General features: G+C 50.9%; 9 protein-coding genes. 6 read left to right on the forward strand and 3 right to left on the reverse strand.

Annotation, left to right across the window (positions count from 1 at the left end):
• Window positions 1-14: 14 nt before the first annotated feature.
• Window positions 15-3,029, reverse strand: coding sequence for a DEAD/DEAH box helicase (locus HFP08_RS11590; RefSeq protein ID WP_168120765.1), 3,015 nt, complete (start codon window positions 3,027-3,029; stop codon window positions 15-17).
• Complete coding sequence (locus HFP08_RS11595; protein WP_168120766.1) at window positions 3,026-4,210, reverse strand: hypothetical protein; 1,185 nt, start codon at window positions 4,208-4,210, stop codon at window positions 3,026-3,028. Before HFP08_RS11595 ends, HFP08_RS11590 begins: the two co-directional genes overlap by 4 nt.
• Before the next feature lie 150 nt (window positions 4,211-4,360).
• Between HFP08_RS11595 and HFP08_RS11600 the strand changes: the two genes are divergently transcribed.
• Complete coding sequence (locus HFP08_RS11600) at window positions 4,361-5,224, forward strand: S1C family serine protease (protein WP_168120767.1); 864 nt, start codon at window positions 4,361-4,363, stop codon at window positions 5,222-5,224.
• 36 nt (window positions 5,225-5,260) lie between these two features.
• Here the strand turns inward: HFP08_RS11600 and HFP08_RS11605 are convergent, their stop codons facing one another.
• Complete coding sequence (locus HFP08_RS11605) at window positions 5,261-7,441, reverse strand: ATP-binding response regulator (protein ID WP_168120768.1); 2,181 nt, start codon at window positions 7,439-7,441, stop codon at window positions 5,261-5,263.
• Window positions 7,442-8,673: 1,232 nt separating this feature from the next.
• On the opposite strand from HFP08_RS11605, the gene HFP08_RS11610 reads away from it, so the two are divergent.
• The 5 genes from HFP08_RS11610 to HFP08_RS11630 all read left to right on the forward strand — a co-directional run bounded on the left by HFP08_RS11610 (window position 8,674) and on the right by HFP08_RS11630 (window position 15,801).
• On the forward strand, window positions 8,674-9,576 hold the full coding sequence (locus HFP08_RS11610; protein ID WP_240941305.1) for an ABC transporter permease: 903 nt from the start codon (window positions 8,674-8,676) through the stop codon (window positions 9,574-9,576).
• Between the two features lie 13 nt (window positions 9,577-9,589).
• Window positions 9,590-10,465 carry a carbohydrate ABC transporter permease gene (locus HFP08_RS11615; protein ID WP_168120770.1) on the forward strand — a complete coding sequence of 292 codons (876 nt, stop codon included), beginning with the start codon at window positions 9,590-9,592 and terminating at the stop codon, window positions 10,463-10,465.
• A 36-nt stretch (window positions 10,466-10,501) separates the two neighbouring features.
• Window positions 10,502-12,103: an extracellular solute-binding protein gene (locus HFP08_RS11620; protein ID WP_168120771.1), complete on the forward strand. Its 1,602-nt coding sequence runs from the start codon at window positions 10,502-10,504 to the stop codon at window positions 12,101-12,103.
• Window positions 12,104-12,188: 85 nt separating this feature from the next.
• Window positions 12,189-14,426 carry a helix-turn-helix domain-containing protein gene (locus HFP08_RS11625; protein ID WP_168120772.1) on the forward strand — a complete coding sequence of 746 codons (2,238 nt, stop codon included), beginning with the start codon at window positions 12,189-12,191 and terminating at the stop codon, window positions 14,424-14,426.
• 469 nt (window positions 14,427-14,895) lie between these two features.
• On the forward strand, window positions 14,896-15,801 hold the full coding sequence (locus tag HFP08_RS11630; protein WP_168120773.1) for an ABC transporter permease subunit: 906 nt from the start codon (window positions 14,896-14,898) through the stop codon (window positions 15,799-15,801).
• Window positions 15,802-15,808 lie beyond the last annotated feature (7 nt).

Raw genomic sequence — 15,808 nt, forward strand, 5'->3', positions numbered from 1 at the left:
CGCCCAAATCCTGCCTAATCGCGAGACCAGTCCCGCCGCAGCGTGAACATTTCTCTCAACGCATCCGTCGACAGCTCGGTAATCCAGCTCTCCGAGCTGGTGATGACGTTGTCGCTTAGCTGCTGCTTGTTCTCCAGCATCTCGTCGATGCGTTCCTCAAGGGTGCCGAGCGAGATGAATTTATGCACCTGCACGTCGCGTGTCTGGCCCATCCGATAGGCGCGGTCGGTCGCCTGGTTCTCGACGGCCGGGTTCCACCAGCGATCGAAGTGGAAGACATGGTTCGCCGCGGTCAAGTTCAGCCCGACGCCTCCCGCCTTGAGGGAGAGGATGAACACGTTCGGCTGCTCGGAAGGCGGCAGCTCGCGCGACTGAAACTGTTCGATCATCCGGTCGCGCTGTTTCTTCGGCGTGCTGCCGTTCAGGTACAGCACGGGTTCGCCCAGCTCGCGCTGCAGGACATCCTGAATCATTCGGCCCATGCCAATGTATTGCGTGAAGATGAGGCAGCGCTCGTCCTCCTCGCGGAGCTCCCTGACCATCGCCAGCAGCCTCTCGAGCTTGGAGGAGCGGACGACGATTGCCTCCGTGTTCAGCGGGCCGTCCTCCCCCTCCGTTCCCGTATCCTCATCCAGCAGAGCGGGATGATCGCATGCCTGTTTGAGCCGCGTCAGCGCTCCGAGAATCGCGCCTTTGCGCTGGATGCCGTCGAGCTCCTTCAGCTTCTCGAGCAGCTCCTTGACGCAATTGTCGTATAAAGCAGCTTGCTCGGCGGTAAGCGGAACATAGGTCTTCATCTCGTTCTTGTCCGGCAGGTCGAGCTGGATGGCGGGATCCTTCTTCTTGCGCCGAAGCATGAACGGCTTCACCAGCCGCTTGAGCTCCGCCGTGCGACGCCCGTCCTGTTCGCGCTCGATGGGGGCGGCGAAGCGAACCTGGAACGCCTTGGCGGACCCAAGGTAAGCGGGCACGGTGAAATCGTAGATCGACCATAGCTCCGCAAGCCGATTCTCGATCGGCGTCCCGGTGAGCGCGATGCGATGAAGCGCGGGAAAGCTCTTGACCGCCGCGGCCTGCCTGGTCGCGGCGGTCTTGATATTCTGCGCCTCGTCCAGACAGACGGCGCCCCACTGGAACGCGGCCAGCGTCTCTTGGTCGAGCGAGGCGGTAGCAAAGGAGGTCAACACGACGTCAACGCTGCGCGCCTCCTGCCGGAACGCGTCGCCGCTCTTGCGTCCCGAGCCGTAATGCACCGCCACCTGCAGCGATGGGGCGAAGCGGGAAATCTCCTTCTGCCAGTTGCCGAGCACCGACGTGGGGCAGACGATCAGCGAAGGGAGCCGCATATCCTCGTCCGCCTGTTCCTTGGCATGCAACAAGTAGGCAATCAACTGGACCGTCTTGCCGAGGCCCATGTCGTCCGCGAGACAGGCTCCAAGCCCGAAGCGGCGGAGAAACGCCAGCCAGGCGAAGCCGTCCCGCTGATAGCTGCGCAGCTCGGCGCGCAGACCGGCCGGCGGACCCGGCCGAGGCCATTCGTTCTGCTGATTAATCTTGGCGAACAGTCCGGTCAAATGCGCGTCCAGCTCGACTTCGAGCTTAACGCGGGCGGCATCATCGGCACTGAATGAACTCGCGCCGCCATCCGACGTCGCGCCAGCCTCGTCGTCACCCGCCTCGCCCTGCGAGAGCAGATGCAATTGCAGCACATCCTGAAAGCTGAGGCCCTGGCTCTTGTCCATGCCTTCCATCATGCGGCGGATCTGGGCGATGAGCGCCGGGTCGAGCACGATCCAGCGGTCCCGGAACTTCACAAGACGCTCCCCTCGCGCGAGCAACTCGTCGAACTCCTCCTCGTCCAGGTCGGCGTCGCCGATGGAGATGCGCCAGTTGAAGCTCATAATCGCTTCCAGACCGAATAAGGACTTGCCGCCGCCCCGTTTCTTGGCATTGGATTCGTCCTCCGACTGCACCGCCGCGCGCAGCCGCGGCTTCTTGCGGCTGGCGGCTTCCCACCATGCGGGCAGCAGCACCTGCCAGCCGGCTCCGAGCAGCCGGCGGCTGTCCTCGTTCAGGAACCGCCAGGCAGCATCGTCATCAAGCGGCTTGCCGAGCACGTCCTCGCCGCGCGATAGGCGATCACTCGGAAGGCTGGCCCGCAGCCGTTTCAGCCAACCGTTTGAACGGCTGCGAATCGCTTCCGCCCATGCGCCCGGCCACTTGCCTGCCGCCGAGCCGTCGTCGCCGAGCCGCACTCTGCGGAGCTTGGCCGGATCGCTCTTGTCCTGCAGCACGAGCCGCAGCCGCCAGCGGGAATGCTCGTCGCCCTCCCATGGCTCCATGAGCTGCAACAGGGGGCGGAACGGCGCGACATCCGCTTTCCATCCGATTCCCACAAGCCAGGCCTCTTCGTCGAGTCCCGCCGCCCGGGCCGCCGCGTTCTCGCGCGCGAACAGAGCCGGAAACTCCCGGCGTAGCTCCGCCTCGTCCGCCTCCGAACCGTAGAAACGGCTCGTGACGGCCGCCGAGAAGGCCGCTCTTAACCCTTCGCGCGCCTCATCGCTCCAGCCGCCGCGCTCCAGCTCGTCGCGTCGCGCCTGTCCGAAGGCCGCGCCGACCGCAGCCGCATCCCAGCTCCAGCGCAGGGAGCCTACGCGATAAGCCTCGAGGTCTGGCGCGTAGAGCCTCCTCTCCAGGCACTCGCTGAGGAGAGGCGCCAATGCGGAAAGGCACGCGGCATCATCCGCCCACTTCCATTCGATATGCGCGAGGAGTTGCTCCGAGGCGAAGAAGGCGATGACCTCTTCGGCGGGCAGCACGACGGCTTCAAGCTCTCCGACTTTGACGAGTTCCAGCTCGGTGCCATAGAAGGACGGTTCATGCCAGGCGAACAGGCGATGCTTTAGCTGAAGTCCGGTCCATTCCCGCGGCGAATCCGGGTCCGCGAAGAACAACGCGTCGCCATGCGAGGTCAGCATCATTCGAACCGTTATGGTATCCACATTATAAGCAGTCGTAGTTGTCGTCATGGAATCAGCTTTCCTTTCCGCAGCTCTTCCTGGAGGGCCCGCAATCGGCTGTTTCGGCTGGCGAAGGTCTCGATGTACGCCTCCCACCGCTGCTCGCGTTTTAGCTTCTTGTACAGCTTGGCCAGTCGTTTGAGCAGCTTGACCGCCCGCTTGTAGCCGTTGCGATTTTTCCACAGCACATACTTCTCCACGCCTTGGTGGTAGAAGGGCAGCAGCGCTTCCGGCGCGCCCTTCTCAATGGGCTGCAGATCCTTCGCTCGAAAATCGAGCGGATCGCTGCCGAGGCTAAGCTGATAATCGATCCACTGTCGCCAGCGGCCGTAGCGCATCAGGCTCTCATCGTACAGGCTGCTGCAGTAGGGAGGCAGACTTGCGAGCGCGCTCCACATTCGCTCCTCGGCCTGGGGTAGGCTCTCTACGACAGCATCCCAATAGCGGCCGTATTCGTCAAGGCTGCCGGGGGTTCGCCCGACATACTCATTCGCGCAATGGCTTAGCCAGGCCTGGAGCCGGGTCCAATCGCCGTTCTTCTCCAGCAAGCGCAGGAAGCGAAATGCCTGAGCGGGCTTTAACCCATGCCGGGTTGCCGCATCCAGCAGCCGCCAAGCCTCTTGATCCTCCCCCAGCCAGAAGCGCATCCAGGCTTGGGCGACGAGCGGGAAGAGCTTATTACCCTCGCCGGGTTCCTCGGTCAAATGCGCCAGCTCCTCCTGGAGGAGACCAGGGCTGTCCGCTGCGGACGATGTCAGGATCAGCCACAGCTCCGCATAGATATCCAGATAAGCTGGAGGGAACCATGATTGATGGGTCGCCGTTTCCCGAATGTAGGCGATCGTCTCTAGCAGCCGCTCCTGTTGTTTGACCGCAATCTCCGGCGCCAAATCGTCGTGGAGCTGACCCTCTATCTCATTTATCGTCTCGGATGCCGCCATGTGGATGAAGTAGCCTGAATGACGGTCGGTCGATTGCTTGCTAAGCAAGAACAGCCCGACGTTCAGCTCGAACAGCCAGGCCTCCGCGGGCGTCAACTCCGATAGGAAGGGGCGCATCATAGATCGCACTTCTGCGCCATAATTGATGTCGTACGGGCTGTTCACCGCTTTCCTGGCGCAGTCGGCGATCAACTCCTGCCACTCTTCAACGCTTTGCCTGATTGGTGAATTCGAATCCAATATCGTCATGATGGAACCTCTTTCTTTCCCTAAGCTTGACCTCTCGTGAATCTGTTCCTTCATTATAACGATAATGGAGCAAAATCGCATTCCGCACAAAGCAAAGAGTTTGATGTTACAATAACGGGACAAGCTTACAGCGAGAACGGAGGGATGCGCATGGAAAATCATTCGAATCGCAACAAGGATCTTCCGAATCCTAATGATAGGCAAGAAAGCGAAGATTATGACCCGTATGCGGACGAGGAGTGGGACTTTGAAGCGGAAGCGGAAGTGGACGAGGATGACGGAGATTCATCGGCGAGCCGAGGGAAATGGATAAGGAATACGATTATAATCCTGCTTGTAGCCGCTCTTGTCGGAAATATATTGGCATTCTGGCCGCAAATCTACAATATGAGGACGCTGCCCCTCTTGTTCCATTCCGAGAAATTATCCAGCCAGGCTGATATCCAAGGCTATAAAGAAGCCGTTGTCTTAGTCAGCACGGACAAAGGCAAAGGCACGGGATTTCATATGAATGACGGCTACATTGTGACTAACAATCATGTGATCGAAGATGCCGACTATATGATAGTGAAATTCCCGGAGCAAGATCAGAGTTATAAAGCAGAGCTGTCGGGTAGTGATTCCGAGCTGGATATCGCCATACTGAAGGTGGATATCGGAGATCAACGGCTGCCGTTTATGGAAATGGAGCGGAGCAACACGCCATCATGGGAGCCTGATGAACCTATCTACGTGATTGGAAATCCGCTTTATTTCACGCAAATCGCTATTGAAGGCACTATCATCGGTTTGGTCCCGATTCGAGGTCGTCAGACGCCGGTCTTGGCTCTTGATGCTCCGGTCTATAGCGGCAATAGCGGCTCTCCCGTCATTAACGAGTATGGTAAAGTCATTGCCGTTGTATACGCCACTGCCAATATCGAGCATGGAGACCAAAGGATAGAGGCCGGCTTGGCCATACCGATTGCCGACATGGAAACTCTGCTTCGAGCTTCGATGCCGGGAGTAGAATAGTTTGGAGAACGTGGCGGGACGTTTCCTCATTTATATTCAATAAATAAGAGGGAAATAGATCGTAATTCGGGTTCCCTCTCCTTGTTGGCTTTCAATATGAAAGGAGCTTCCCTCCATGTTTTTCAACCGTTCTTGAATGTTGTGCAGTCCGATGCCATCGCTGGAATGCTGATTCAAGACTCTAGCCAAATCATCCTCTGACATCCCCACGCCGGTGTCGTTTACTTCCATTTTTATTTTTTCATGATCCAGATGGATCGAAAGCGTGATTTCGCCGCCTTCGTTCTTTTTTGCAATTCCGTGCAATACTGCATTTTCAACCAGCGGCTCGATAATCAGGGGGAGGACTTGGCAAGCATATAATTGTTCATCAATGTCTGTGTTCATCTTCAGCCGATTGCCGTACCTGGCCCGTTCAATAGCTATGTAGGCTTCGATCAAGTCCATCTCCTGTTGAAGGGAAATCATGTCCCGCGTAGAATCCAATGTGAATATAATGCGCAAGTATTGGCTGAAGCTATTCAGCAATTCCGCCGCTTTTTCACTGTTTGTTTCATACAGGGAAGCGATCGCGTTTAGGGCGTTGAACACAAAATGAGGTCGGATTTGTGATTGTCGATAAGCCATCTCGTTTCGTACGGCATTGATATACGACTGCTTCATCCACAGCAACGTTTGGACGCGCGCTTTCAGTTCTCCCGAATCGAACGGTTTGTTAATAAAGTCGTTTCCTCCAACAGCCAAACCCGCCGCTACATCTTCGGGACGGTTTCGCACGGAGACGAACAGAATCGGCATTTCCAGTAAAGAGTGCGTTTCTCTGATCCTGCGACAGACCTCATAACCGGACAACCGGGGCAACATTACATCCAACAGCACGATATCGGGTTTGTATTCGTCAATAAAGTGAAAAGCTTCTTCTCCGCTGAAGGCTTCCCGCACTTCGTAGCCTTCGGCTTGCAACAAGGAAGCCAGCACTTCCACGTTGATCGCTTCATCATCAACAATGAGCACTTTGGAACGCGCTTTAGCTCTGTCGGGTTCGGCGGGAGGTGCTGCATTGTCTTCTTCTGTAATGGCTGTTTTAAATGCCGCTTCTTCATATTCAGCGGAGTCGCGCACATTCTGAGCGGAAAAGGCAGGGAAGATCAAGCGAAAACGCGTGCCCTTATTCACTTCCGAGTGATCCAGCGACAGCTCCCCGCCCATCAGCTCCATGAGTTCTTTGCAAATCGACAGTCCGAGCCCCAAACCTCTACTGCCCAGGTCTCCTGTGCCTTGTACGTACGGTTGAAAGATATGCTTTTGTTCCTGGAGAGGGATCCCCCCTCCCGTGTCCTCGATATATACTCTGATCTTCTCATTATGCCGTTCGCTGGTCATGCGGATGGAACCATGCAATGTGTTTTTTATACTGTTGTTGACCAGATTCGAGAGCACCTGGAACACTCGATTCTCATCTGCCGCAATATGATGTGCTTGTTCGCCAATGTGAATGATGAATTGATTCCCTTTCCTCAGCAAGGAATGATGAAAAATAGCAGAAATCGCATTCGCGACGGTTTGGAGATTGACCTTTCCCGTCACAATCCGCAGGCGGCCTTCTTTAATCCGCGCCAGATCCAGAATATCATTGATCAGGTTCACGGATCGGTAAGAAGTAGCATGTATGAATTCCAACTGGTGTTCTACTTCCGGCGCAAGCTTGTTTTGCTTGTTCTTGAGCAGAGCTTCCGAGATGCTGATCACGCCGTGCAGCGGGGTCATTAATTCATGCGAGGTGCGGAACAGAAAGTCATCCTTCATTTCATCGACTTTCATTAATTGCATCTTCTGCCTGTTCAATGTCAAATAAGACTGGAAATGGTTGTATGCTAACAGCAGCGCGATCCATAAAGCCAGAAGCAATGTCGTCGTCCAGGCAAAGGAATCGTTGTTTTTGATGCTCAAATAGTAAAAAGTCGAATCCGTAACCAATAGAGCTACGATTTGAAGAATGATGACGGCCATGCGCATTTGATTTTTGCTTAATGTACCGAAAATGCCCCGATATTCCAGAATCAGCGCGACGAGCCACATGGCCACAAAAAACACGCCTACGAGCGGCATAAAAAGGGGGAAGGCTAAAAAGTAAAGATGAGCGGGAAGTATTAAAATACTCACAACGTATCCGCCATAGAGAAAAATGGGGATAGACAGTAATTTGCTGTATTTCAAGTCGCGAAATAAGGTCAGGAAGTAACTCGCGGCGAGCGGAACAATGGAGCATATCATGATGCTCGTCACCTTTAAATATAGAAAGAAACTGACATGGGGCAAGGCTTGCATGACGATCTGTTCGCCCAGTAAAGAAATCATGATAGCATAAACAAGGAACGCCGCGCCTGCATAAGCATACATCGTGTCCCGGCGAAGCATCCAATATATCGTCAAATAGTAGATGCCAAAAATGAAAAACAACGCCGTAGCTGCCGTTTCCAGCATGATATTCCGCTTGGTGTTGATCAAAATGTCCTCTGCGTACCCCAGATAGATCGGTCGGCCGATGCCGCTGGAGATATATTCATAGTTCGCCGATTGGATCACAATTTCAAGGGAATCTTGACCAGCGGTGAAGAATGCCTGCATCGGAATGTTCTTCGGTTGATACGCCTCCCTGGAAGCGCCTAAACGTCCGGAAGTCAAAACCTCCTTGCCATTAACAAAGACTTTGGATGCATCCCGAATGGCCATCACTTTGATACCCAATTGTTCATTCGCGGGAACGTGAGTCACTTTTAAACGATAGGTGGCGTATCCAAAAGAGCTTTTATTGCCGGATTCGTCGACAGAATGCCAGCCTCTCGGCACATACAAATACTCCCGGCTCAATGATGGATGCAGGGAGAAATCCTGCGGCTCATACAAGTGATTCGGATAAAACTCCCATTCTCCATTTAACGAAAGGATGCCATCTTCCCCCAAGTCCCATTCCTTTAAGTCCACGAGGCCATGTTCCGCTTGAGGCTGAAGCGATTCATTCATACTCAGAAACAGATAAATCCCGAATATGACAAATATTCCGATTATCAGTCCATAATAATAGTTTCGTATTACATGTTTGAATCGTTCGTAAATCAAAAGACCCACTCCCCTGCCATTCAATCCATTAACGACAAGAATACATGATAAACAGCATTTGGTAAATTGAGAGATGAGATTTGACACATAGGCTGTTCGAAGTCAGAAGGGGCAGCACCTTTCTTGCAGAGGTGACTTTTTTTTGCAAAGCAAGGGTTGCAAAGTGAGGTATTGTAGACGTGTAATTCCAGTCTGAGAGCGCAATTCCATGAGAAAAGGGGCGTCAGTTAAAAAATGTGGGTATAAAAAAATGTGCTACTTGATCAATGTGGAATCATTCCCAATAATTAGAGATGGCTGCAGCCAAATGGAAGTGTGAGGGGGTACAAATGACTATTAACAAACGAAGATTGAAGCATAATGTTCCTTTATTCATTATGTTTATACCGATTATCGTGTACTTCGCCATTTTCAAATACGCTCCGATGGCCGGTCTCATAATCGCTTTCAAAAATTATAATTTCACCGACGGCATTTGGGGAAGCGCATGGGTAGGGCTGGACAATTTCAAGCTGTTATTCACGAATCCGAATATGGTGAATATTTTGCGAAACACGCTGGTGCTTAGCATTCTGCAGCTTGTCATTGGTTTCCCGTTTCCCATTATCGTCGCGCTTATGATCAATGAAGTAAGAAGCAACTGGTTTAAGAAGAGTGTACAGACGGCGGTTTTCCTTCCGCATTTTCTCAACTGGGTTATTGTCGGGGGTATCATTATAACGATCTTCGCGCAAGAGAATGGAATCATTAATTATTTCGTGAAATTATTGTTCGGAGACAGTTTCCCGTTCCTGTACAGGGCAGGATCCTGGATGACGATCTTCATTGGTTCCGGCATTTGGAAAGGCGCAGGCTGGGGGGCAATTATTTATTTGGCCGCGCTTTCTGCGGTGGATCAGTCCTTGTACGAAGCTGCCGGCCTGGACGGGGCCAACCGCTTGAAGCAAATTTGGCATGTATCGCTTCCAGCGATTCAACCTGTTATCTTCATTATTCTGATCTTATCCATCGGGAACATTATGGAAGTTGGCTTCGACCAGGTGTATGTTCTGCAGAACGCTGTCGTATCCAATATTTCGGAGGTTATTTCCACCTGGAACTATAAGGTGGGAATTAATGGCGGGCGATTCAGCCTAGCGACCGCGCTCGGCTTCTTCGAATCCTTGGTCGGTCTGATCCTCGTGCTTGCGGCCAACGGGATCGCACGAAGATTTAACAATGGATTATGGTAGGGGGGTATGGAGCTTGAGAGATTCTCTTGCAGATAAGATATTAATTAACGTGAATAGCATCCTGCTCATTCTCTTTGCAGCCAGTTGTATTCTACCGCTGATCCATCTCTTCGCGCTGTCCTTCAGCGAGCAGTCGGCTATTTTCTCTGGCAAGGTAGGTTTGTGGCCCGTTGGATTCACGAGTCAGGCTTATGACAAGCTGCTGGACGGTACAAGAATTATATCTGCGTTGAAAAACAGTATTGTGATTACGTTAGTAGGCGTGATCCTCAACCTGATCTTTACCATTATATGCGCCTATCCCTTATCGCGAGGTTATATGTATGGCAGACGTTTCTTTACCTTGGCGATTGTGTTCACGATGCTGTTCTCAGGCGGATTAATTCCGGGCTACTTGCTGGTCAAATCACTGGGACTCATTGATACATACGGGGCCATCTGGCTCCCGGGTCTCGTAAGCGTGTATAACATGCTCGTTATGCGCACGTTCTTCACGAATATCCCCGAAGAGCTGGTAGAATCAGCCCGAATGGACGGCGGGGGAGAATGGACGATATTGTGGCGCATCTTTCTGCCGCTATCCATTCCTGTTATTGTTGCGCTCGGGTTGTTCTACGGGGTTGGTCATTGGAATTCCTTCTTCAACATGCTTATCTTCATTAACTCGGCCGATAAGCAGAATTTGGCTGTCATGGTACAGCAGATGATTCAAAGTCAATCCATTCTTCAAGAAATCGGGAATTTATCTCCTGAGGACTTCAAATCGATTACACCGGAATCGATAAAGTCGGCCGGCATCATTGTCATGATCATACCGATGCTGATTGTCTACCCATTCCTGCAAAAGTATTTTATCAAGGGAATGCTGATTGGCGCTATTAAGGGTTAGTTAGATATGAAATAATAGAAATATAGGGAGGCACTCATGTTGAATAATCGTCTTAAGAAATCATTTGTGGTGATGCTTGGCTTGTTGCTCGCCGTTTCGCTCGTTCTTGCAGGATGCTCCAGCAATAATAATAATGACTCAAAGACAAGCGGGAATGATGCGGAAGCTCCTGCCAAACAATTAAAGCCAATAACGGTCACAATGTATGATCGCGGAAACATTCCGCCGGAAATTGGAACAGCCGAGAAAAATCTGTGGACGGATTGGGTTAATGAAACCGTTAAGGTTGATTATGTCCCCGTTCCGCGCTGGGAATCGGTTCAGAAGCTTAATGCGTTGCTGGCAGCTGGAGATGGACCTGATTTAATTCTTGATTATGATGGCGCTTTCCGCAATCAATTGTATCTGCAGAAGCAGATTATGCCGATTGACGATATGATCGAGCAGTATAGTGTGGATTATAAGAAGCTTCTTGATGAATTCCCCCTTCTAAGGCAATTGGGCACGAAGGCTGACGGCAAGCTGTATGAATTTGGGCGGCTGCTTGGTTATATCCCTGGCGCTTACCTGTTTATTCGACAAGACCAGCTGGACAGCTTAGGAATGCAAGTTCCAGCAACTATGGAAGATGCTTACGAAGTGATGAAGGCTTTCGTCGACAAGAATCCGGACGCATATGGCACGAATTTAAGCGGATATGGCTGGATGGATACCGCTTTTCAGAACACTACATGGATTATTGATAATGGTGAAATGGTGCGGGATTGGGATCGAGTCGCGGCTGCAACCAGCTACAAGAAGAGGCTGTTCGACGGAGGTTTGGTCGATAAGGATTTCTTGACGGATAAGAATGGAGAGAAAGCGCTGCAGGACTTCTTGCAGGGCAAGACGATGATGTTTGGTTATATGGGCAATGCCGTACAGGTGTACAACAATTACGAGATATTAAAGCAGAATAACCCGAATGCCAAGCTGGCCGTCATCGCATTGCCAAGCAGTGAATTTGGCCAGTTCAGCCCCTTCTTCAATGACCCGGTTCAAATGACAGGCGTCGTTAATGCCAAGGCGGATGACCCGCAGTCCATTATGAAGTTTGTGGATTTAATGAGCAGCGAAGCAACAGCTCATACCTTAAAGTACGGTCTCGAAGGCGTCCATTATAAGCTGGAGGATGGAAAGGAAGTCACGCTTGATCAGGAGAAGTATGAGAAGGAAGTAAGCTGGCTTGGCGACTTCCGTATGTTAGGCGCACAGCATATTATCAATGAATTCTCGAAGTATATGGATGATTTGGACCAATCCGATCCGTTCGACAAGGAAGTATACGATATGTTGAATCAAGCCTACCAGCTTTATATTAACAAGGATCGCCCATTGCCTGAGGTGACCAAGTATATGCCTGGACTGCCGGAGGATATTCAGTTTATCGTGTCGAATGCCAGCGAACCAATCTCCGATCTATGGAGCAAGGCAATTGTTGGAGGCGGCAAGGCTAACGTAGAGAAGGCTGTCGAGGATGCGAAATCGCTGTGGAGCAAATCCAATGGACAGAAGGTGGAGGACTTCTATGCCAATTGGTACAAAGAGAATAAGGACACTTGGGTCTTCACCAAGGATATATACGATATGAATTTTTAAGGAATGACGAGCTCCTGTCGGCAGTGCAATTTGACTGCCGATAGGTTTGTTTTGTTCAACGCTTGTTTGGAGGAGAGTCGTACCTATGAAATCGAGATCATGGTTTAATCGATGGCTTTTTACCTATCTGCCGATTTTTTATTTGGTAGTCGGTTTTCTCATCTTCCTATTCTTCATGACGATTAGTCAAGTGTTGGAACGTCAGATGTTGAACACCAATGAGAATTATACGAAGTACGTGACACAGCAAATGGAGTCTTCCTTGCAAAATATTGAACAGTTGATGATTGGAGAAATCAATAATAACAAAGATGTGAAGAGATTCTTGTATGAGTTGAACGATGAAGAGGACGACAATCCCTATCTTATTGAAAGACGCTTATCCGAGAAGTTTAATACCTTCAAGATTGATTTCCCATTAATTGATTCTATATACATGGTGCGCATATCTGACCTGAAGGTGTTAAGCACAAGCGCTTCGCTGCCCTTGGAAAGCTTTGGCGACAAGGTGTTTGTTGAACAATTGCAAGCAGGAGACATCTCTTATGAATGGACAGGCAGCAGACCTTATCAATTATTCTTCTCCAGTCAAACCTCTTATCCTGTCGTTTCCTTAGTCAAGAAGATTCCGCTGTTAGCCGATCCAAGCGGCTTTCTAGTGGTCAATGTGTCCACGAGCGCGATCAAGAAGATGGTTCAGGATATGAATACCCTTAATGTCAGCTATACGACAATTTATGATCAGGAAGGCCATACCATTGTGGAGGCCGATGATGACGGGAGCGATGTTGTCTCGCATATTCATTCCGATTATACGAGCTGGGAAGTTAATAATGGAATAAAGGGCAAATTCAATTATGGCATTGTCACGAATCTATATTATGGCTGGCTGACTTTGGGCATCTTCTCCATTCTGTTCGGAACGGTCATTATTATCTATTTGTCCAGAAGATACACCTCTCCCATCGACAGCATGATGAGCGGTATTTCGCAATATATCAAATCGAAATCCGATGAATTGCCTGATATTCTTAACGACAATCCGCGCTTTATGGATAAGGCGGTCAACCATCTCATTGAACTGGCCAATCAATATAGCGATGTAAATAAAGAGAATGTGCTGCATCGAAGGAAGCAGCTCTTCCTCGAGATGATCAGCGGCGAGCTTGGCATGGATGCGGAGCTAAGCGAGCTGCCAAATGCCTTGCACGCGAACTTAAGCGATTGTCCTATGTTCCTCATGGGTATTATTGAAATTGATAAGTATAGTGAATTCTGCAGCGCTTACAGCTCGGGCGACCAGTATCTTATCAAATATGTAATGTCTAATGTGATGGAGGAGATTGCCGAATCCAGCGATGTTCATCTCTGGGCGGAGTGGCTGGATAATGGCAGATTGACGGTGCTGTTCCATCTGTCCGGTGAGCAAGAAATCCCTAATCGGAGAATGAGCGAGATATGCGATAAGATACGGCTGTGGATCAAAGACAATTTAGACTACTCTGTTTCTATCGGACTTGGTTCGGCAGTCCGAGAGTGGAAGGATATTTCGCAGTCCTTCAATGAAGCGGAGGAGGCTTTATCCTATAAGGCTTCAGTTGGAGGAAATCGAGTCATTCCTTATTGGGAGCTGGAGGGCAATGTGCTTGACGGCATGTTCGAGCAGCTTCAGCTCATCCGTGATATTGCGGAACTATTCAAGCATCGCAACACAGCGTGGAAGGACAGCTTCAACCAGCTTATGGAGGTTGTTCAGGGCAAATATTATTTGCTTCAAGATATTACAAACCTGCTGAACTTTATGATTTTCCAAATATCCAAGGAGATGTCCGAGCTTCCCGCATCTTATCAGGGAATTTGGGAATGCACGGCGGCAGAGTTGAATCGTGAATTGAAAGCCTTCGACTCTATCGATGCCATACGAGACTCATTCATGATTCATCTGGGATCAGCGACCGAGCAGATGGAGAGGCTGAGAATCGGCCGCAACAGTCAAGAGCTGATTCACGAGACAAGGGAATATATCGATCAGCACTACAGTGATCCGGATTTATCCTTACAGTCGCTCAGTCATCAATTTCAAATCAATCAAAGCTATTTAAGCCGACTGTTTAAGGATGAATTCAGTGAGAATTTTGTAGATTACTTAACCCGGATACGTATATCGCAGGCCAAGCATCTATTAACGACGACAAATGATCTTATTCAGGATATCTCGCTGCAGGTCGGATACCTTCATTATTTTTCATTCAATCGGGTTTTCAAGAAGGTTGTCGGGGTTACGCCGGGCGAATACCGGAAGCAGTCAGGCGAGAAGGGATAGAGCTATGCAATGCTCGAATGTCCGAATGTTTATCGAATGCTGCAGCTTGCCGACGAGAATACGCTGGTTCCACAATGTGACAGGGCCATCCCGCGAAGGATGGCCCTTATTCGTTGTGAATTTATACTGCGAATGTGCCTGCTTCAAGGAGGAGGATAGCTGGTAGGAGGATATCTGCACCAGGTAGAAATCCGGTGCATTCCGCCTCCATTCGGCCGCTTTGTGAGAAATTCGGCACAGAGTGAACCGATCGGAGCTTTGCAATTGAATGCGCTTTCTATACAATGTGAACTGTCAAGTCCGCCGGCAATGGACTGCAGCGTTGCTGCAATGACCATGCAAGATGCAATTATGTACCTTCAAACAACCAATCAGCATGAACGCCCCGACGCGTTTGCGATAGGGAGGAGGGACCGCCATCAACGTTCAACGCCAGAAGCCTGCAGCGTCGCCCGCAATCGTCAAGTGGATGCGGCATCCGGCCGTGCGCGGGATGAGGAGAAGCCGCTACTTGTATCTGATCTTCTTCATTCCGCTCTGTTATTATCTGATCTTCCAGTACTGGCCGATGTACGGGATTACCATCGCCTTCAAGAATTATAATATTGTCAAGGGCATCACCGGAAGCGAATGGGTCGGTTTGGAGCATTTTCGCAAATTTCTGATCGATCCGTACTTCTGGAAGCTGGTTCGCAATACGCTCGTCATCAATGTATACGAGATCCTGTTCGGATTCCCGATGCCGATTATACTGGCGCTCTTGTTGAATGAAATCAGACATCCCTTGTTCAAGCGCTTCGTGCAGAGCGTCAGCTACTTGCCGCATTTCATCTCAACCGTCGTCGTGGCGGGGATGATCGTCAACTTCCTGTCCACCGACGGCCTGGTCAATCAGATTGTAGAGTGGCTGGGCGGAAGCCCGATCCAGTTCTTGATGAAGCCGGAATGGTTCCGAACCATCTTCGTCTCGTCCGGCATCTGGCAGAGCGTGGGCTGGGGCTCGATTATCTACCTGGCCGCACTGACCTCGATCGACCTGGAGCTCTACGAGGCGGCAAGAATCGACGGAGCCGGGCGGTGGAAGCAGATGCTTAATGTAACATTGCCCGGGATGGCGCCGACGATTTCAATTATGTTAATTTTGAATCTCGGCAATCTCATGAGGCTCGGCTTCGAGAAAATTATTCTGCTCTACAACGGTTCCACCTACGAGACCGCGGACGTCATCTCGACCTACGTCTACAGGCGGGGCTTGCTTGGCAGCGACTTCAGCTACGCCACGGCGGTGGAGGTGTTCCAGGCGATTGTCGGGCTTGTCCTGCTCGTGCTGGCGAACCGCGCATCGCGCAAAATCAGCGAGACCAGCTTGTGGTAGGAAGGGG

The organism is Paenibacillus sp. HB172176 (assembly GCF_011947265.1).
Classification (GTDB): Bacteria; Bacillota; Bacilli; order Paenibacillales; family Paenibacillaceae; genus Pristimantibacillus.

What these genes read in the sequence shown, in the direction of transcription:
- HFP08_RS11595 (WP_168120766.1), bottom strand. Translation starts at nt 4,210, where the DNA reads ATGACGATATTGGATTCGAATTCACCAATCAGGCAAAGCGTTGAAGAG.
- HFP08_RS11620 (WP_168120771.1), top strand. Translation starts at nt 10,502, where the DNA reads ATGTTGAATAATCGTCTTAAGAAATCATTTGTGGTGATGCTTGGCTTG.
- HFP08_RS11625 (WP_168120772.1), top strand. Translation starts at nt 12,189, where the DNA reads ATGAAATCGAGATCATGGTTTAATCGATGGCTTTTTACCTATCTGCCG.
- HFP08_RS11600 (WP_168120767.1), top strand. Translation starts at nt 4,361, where the DNA reads ATGGAAAATCATTCGAATCGCAACAAGGATCTTCCGAATCCTAATGAT.
- HFP08_RS11630 (WP_168120773.1), top strand. Translation starts at nt 14,896, where the DNA reads ATGCGGCATCCGGCCGTGCGCGGGATGAGGAGAAGCCGCTACTTGTAT.
- HFP08_RS11610 (WP_240941305.1), top strand. Translation starts at nt 8,674, where the DNA reads ATGACTATTAACAAACGAAGATTGAAGCATAATGTTCCTTTATTCATT.
- HFP08_RS11590 (WP_168120765.1), bottom strand. Translation starts at nt 3,029, where the DNA reads ATGACGACAACTACGACTGCTTATAATGTGGATACCATAACGGTTCGA.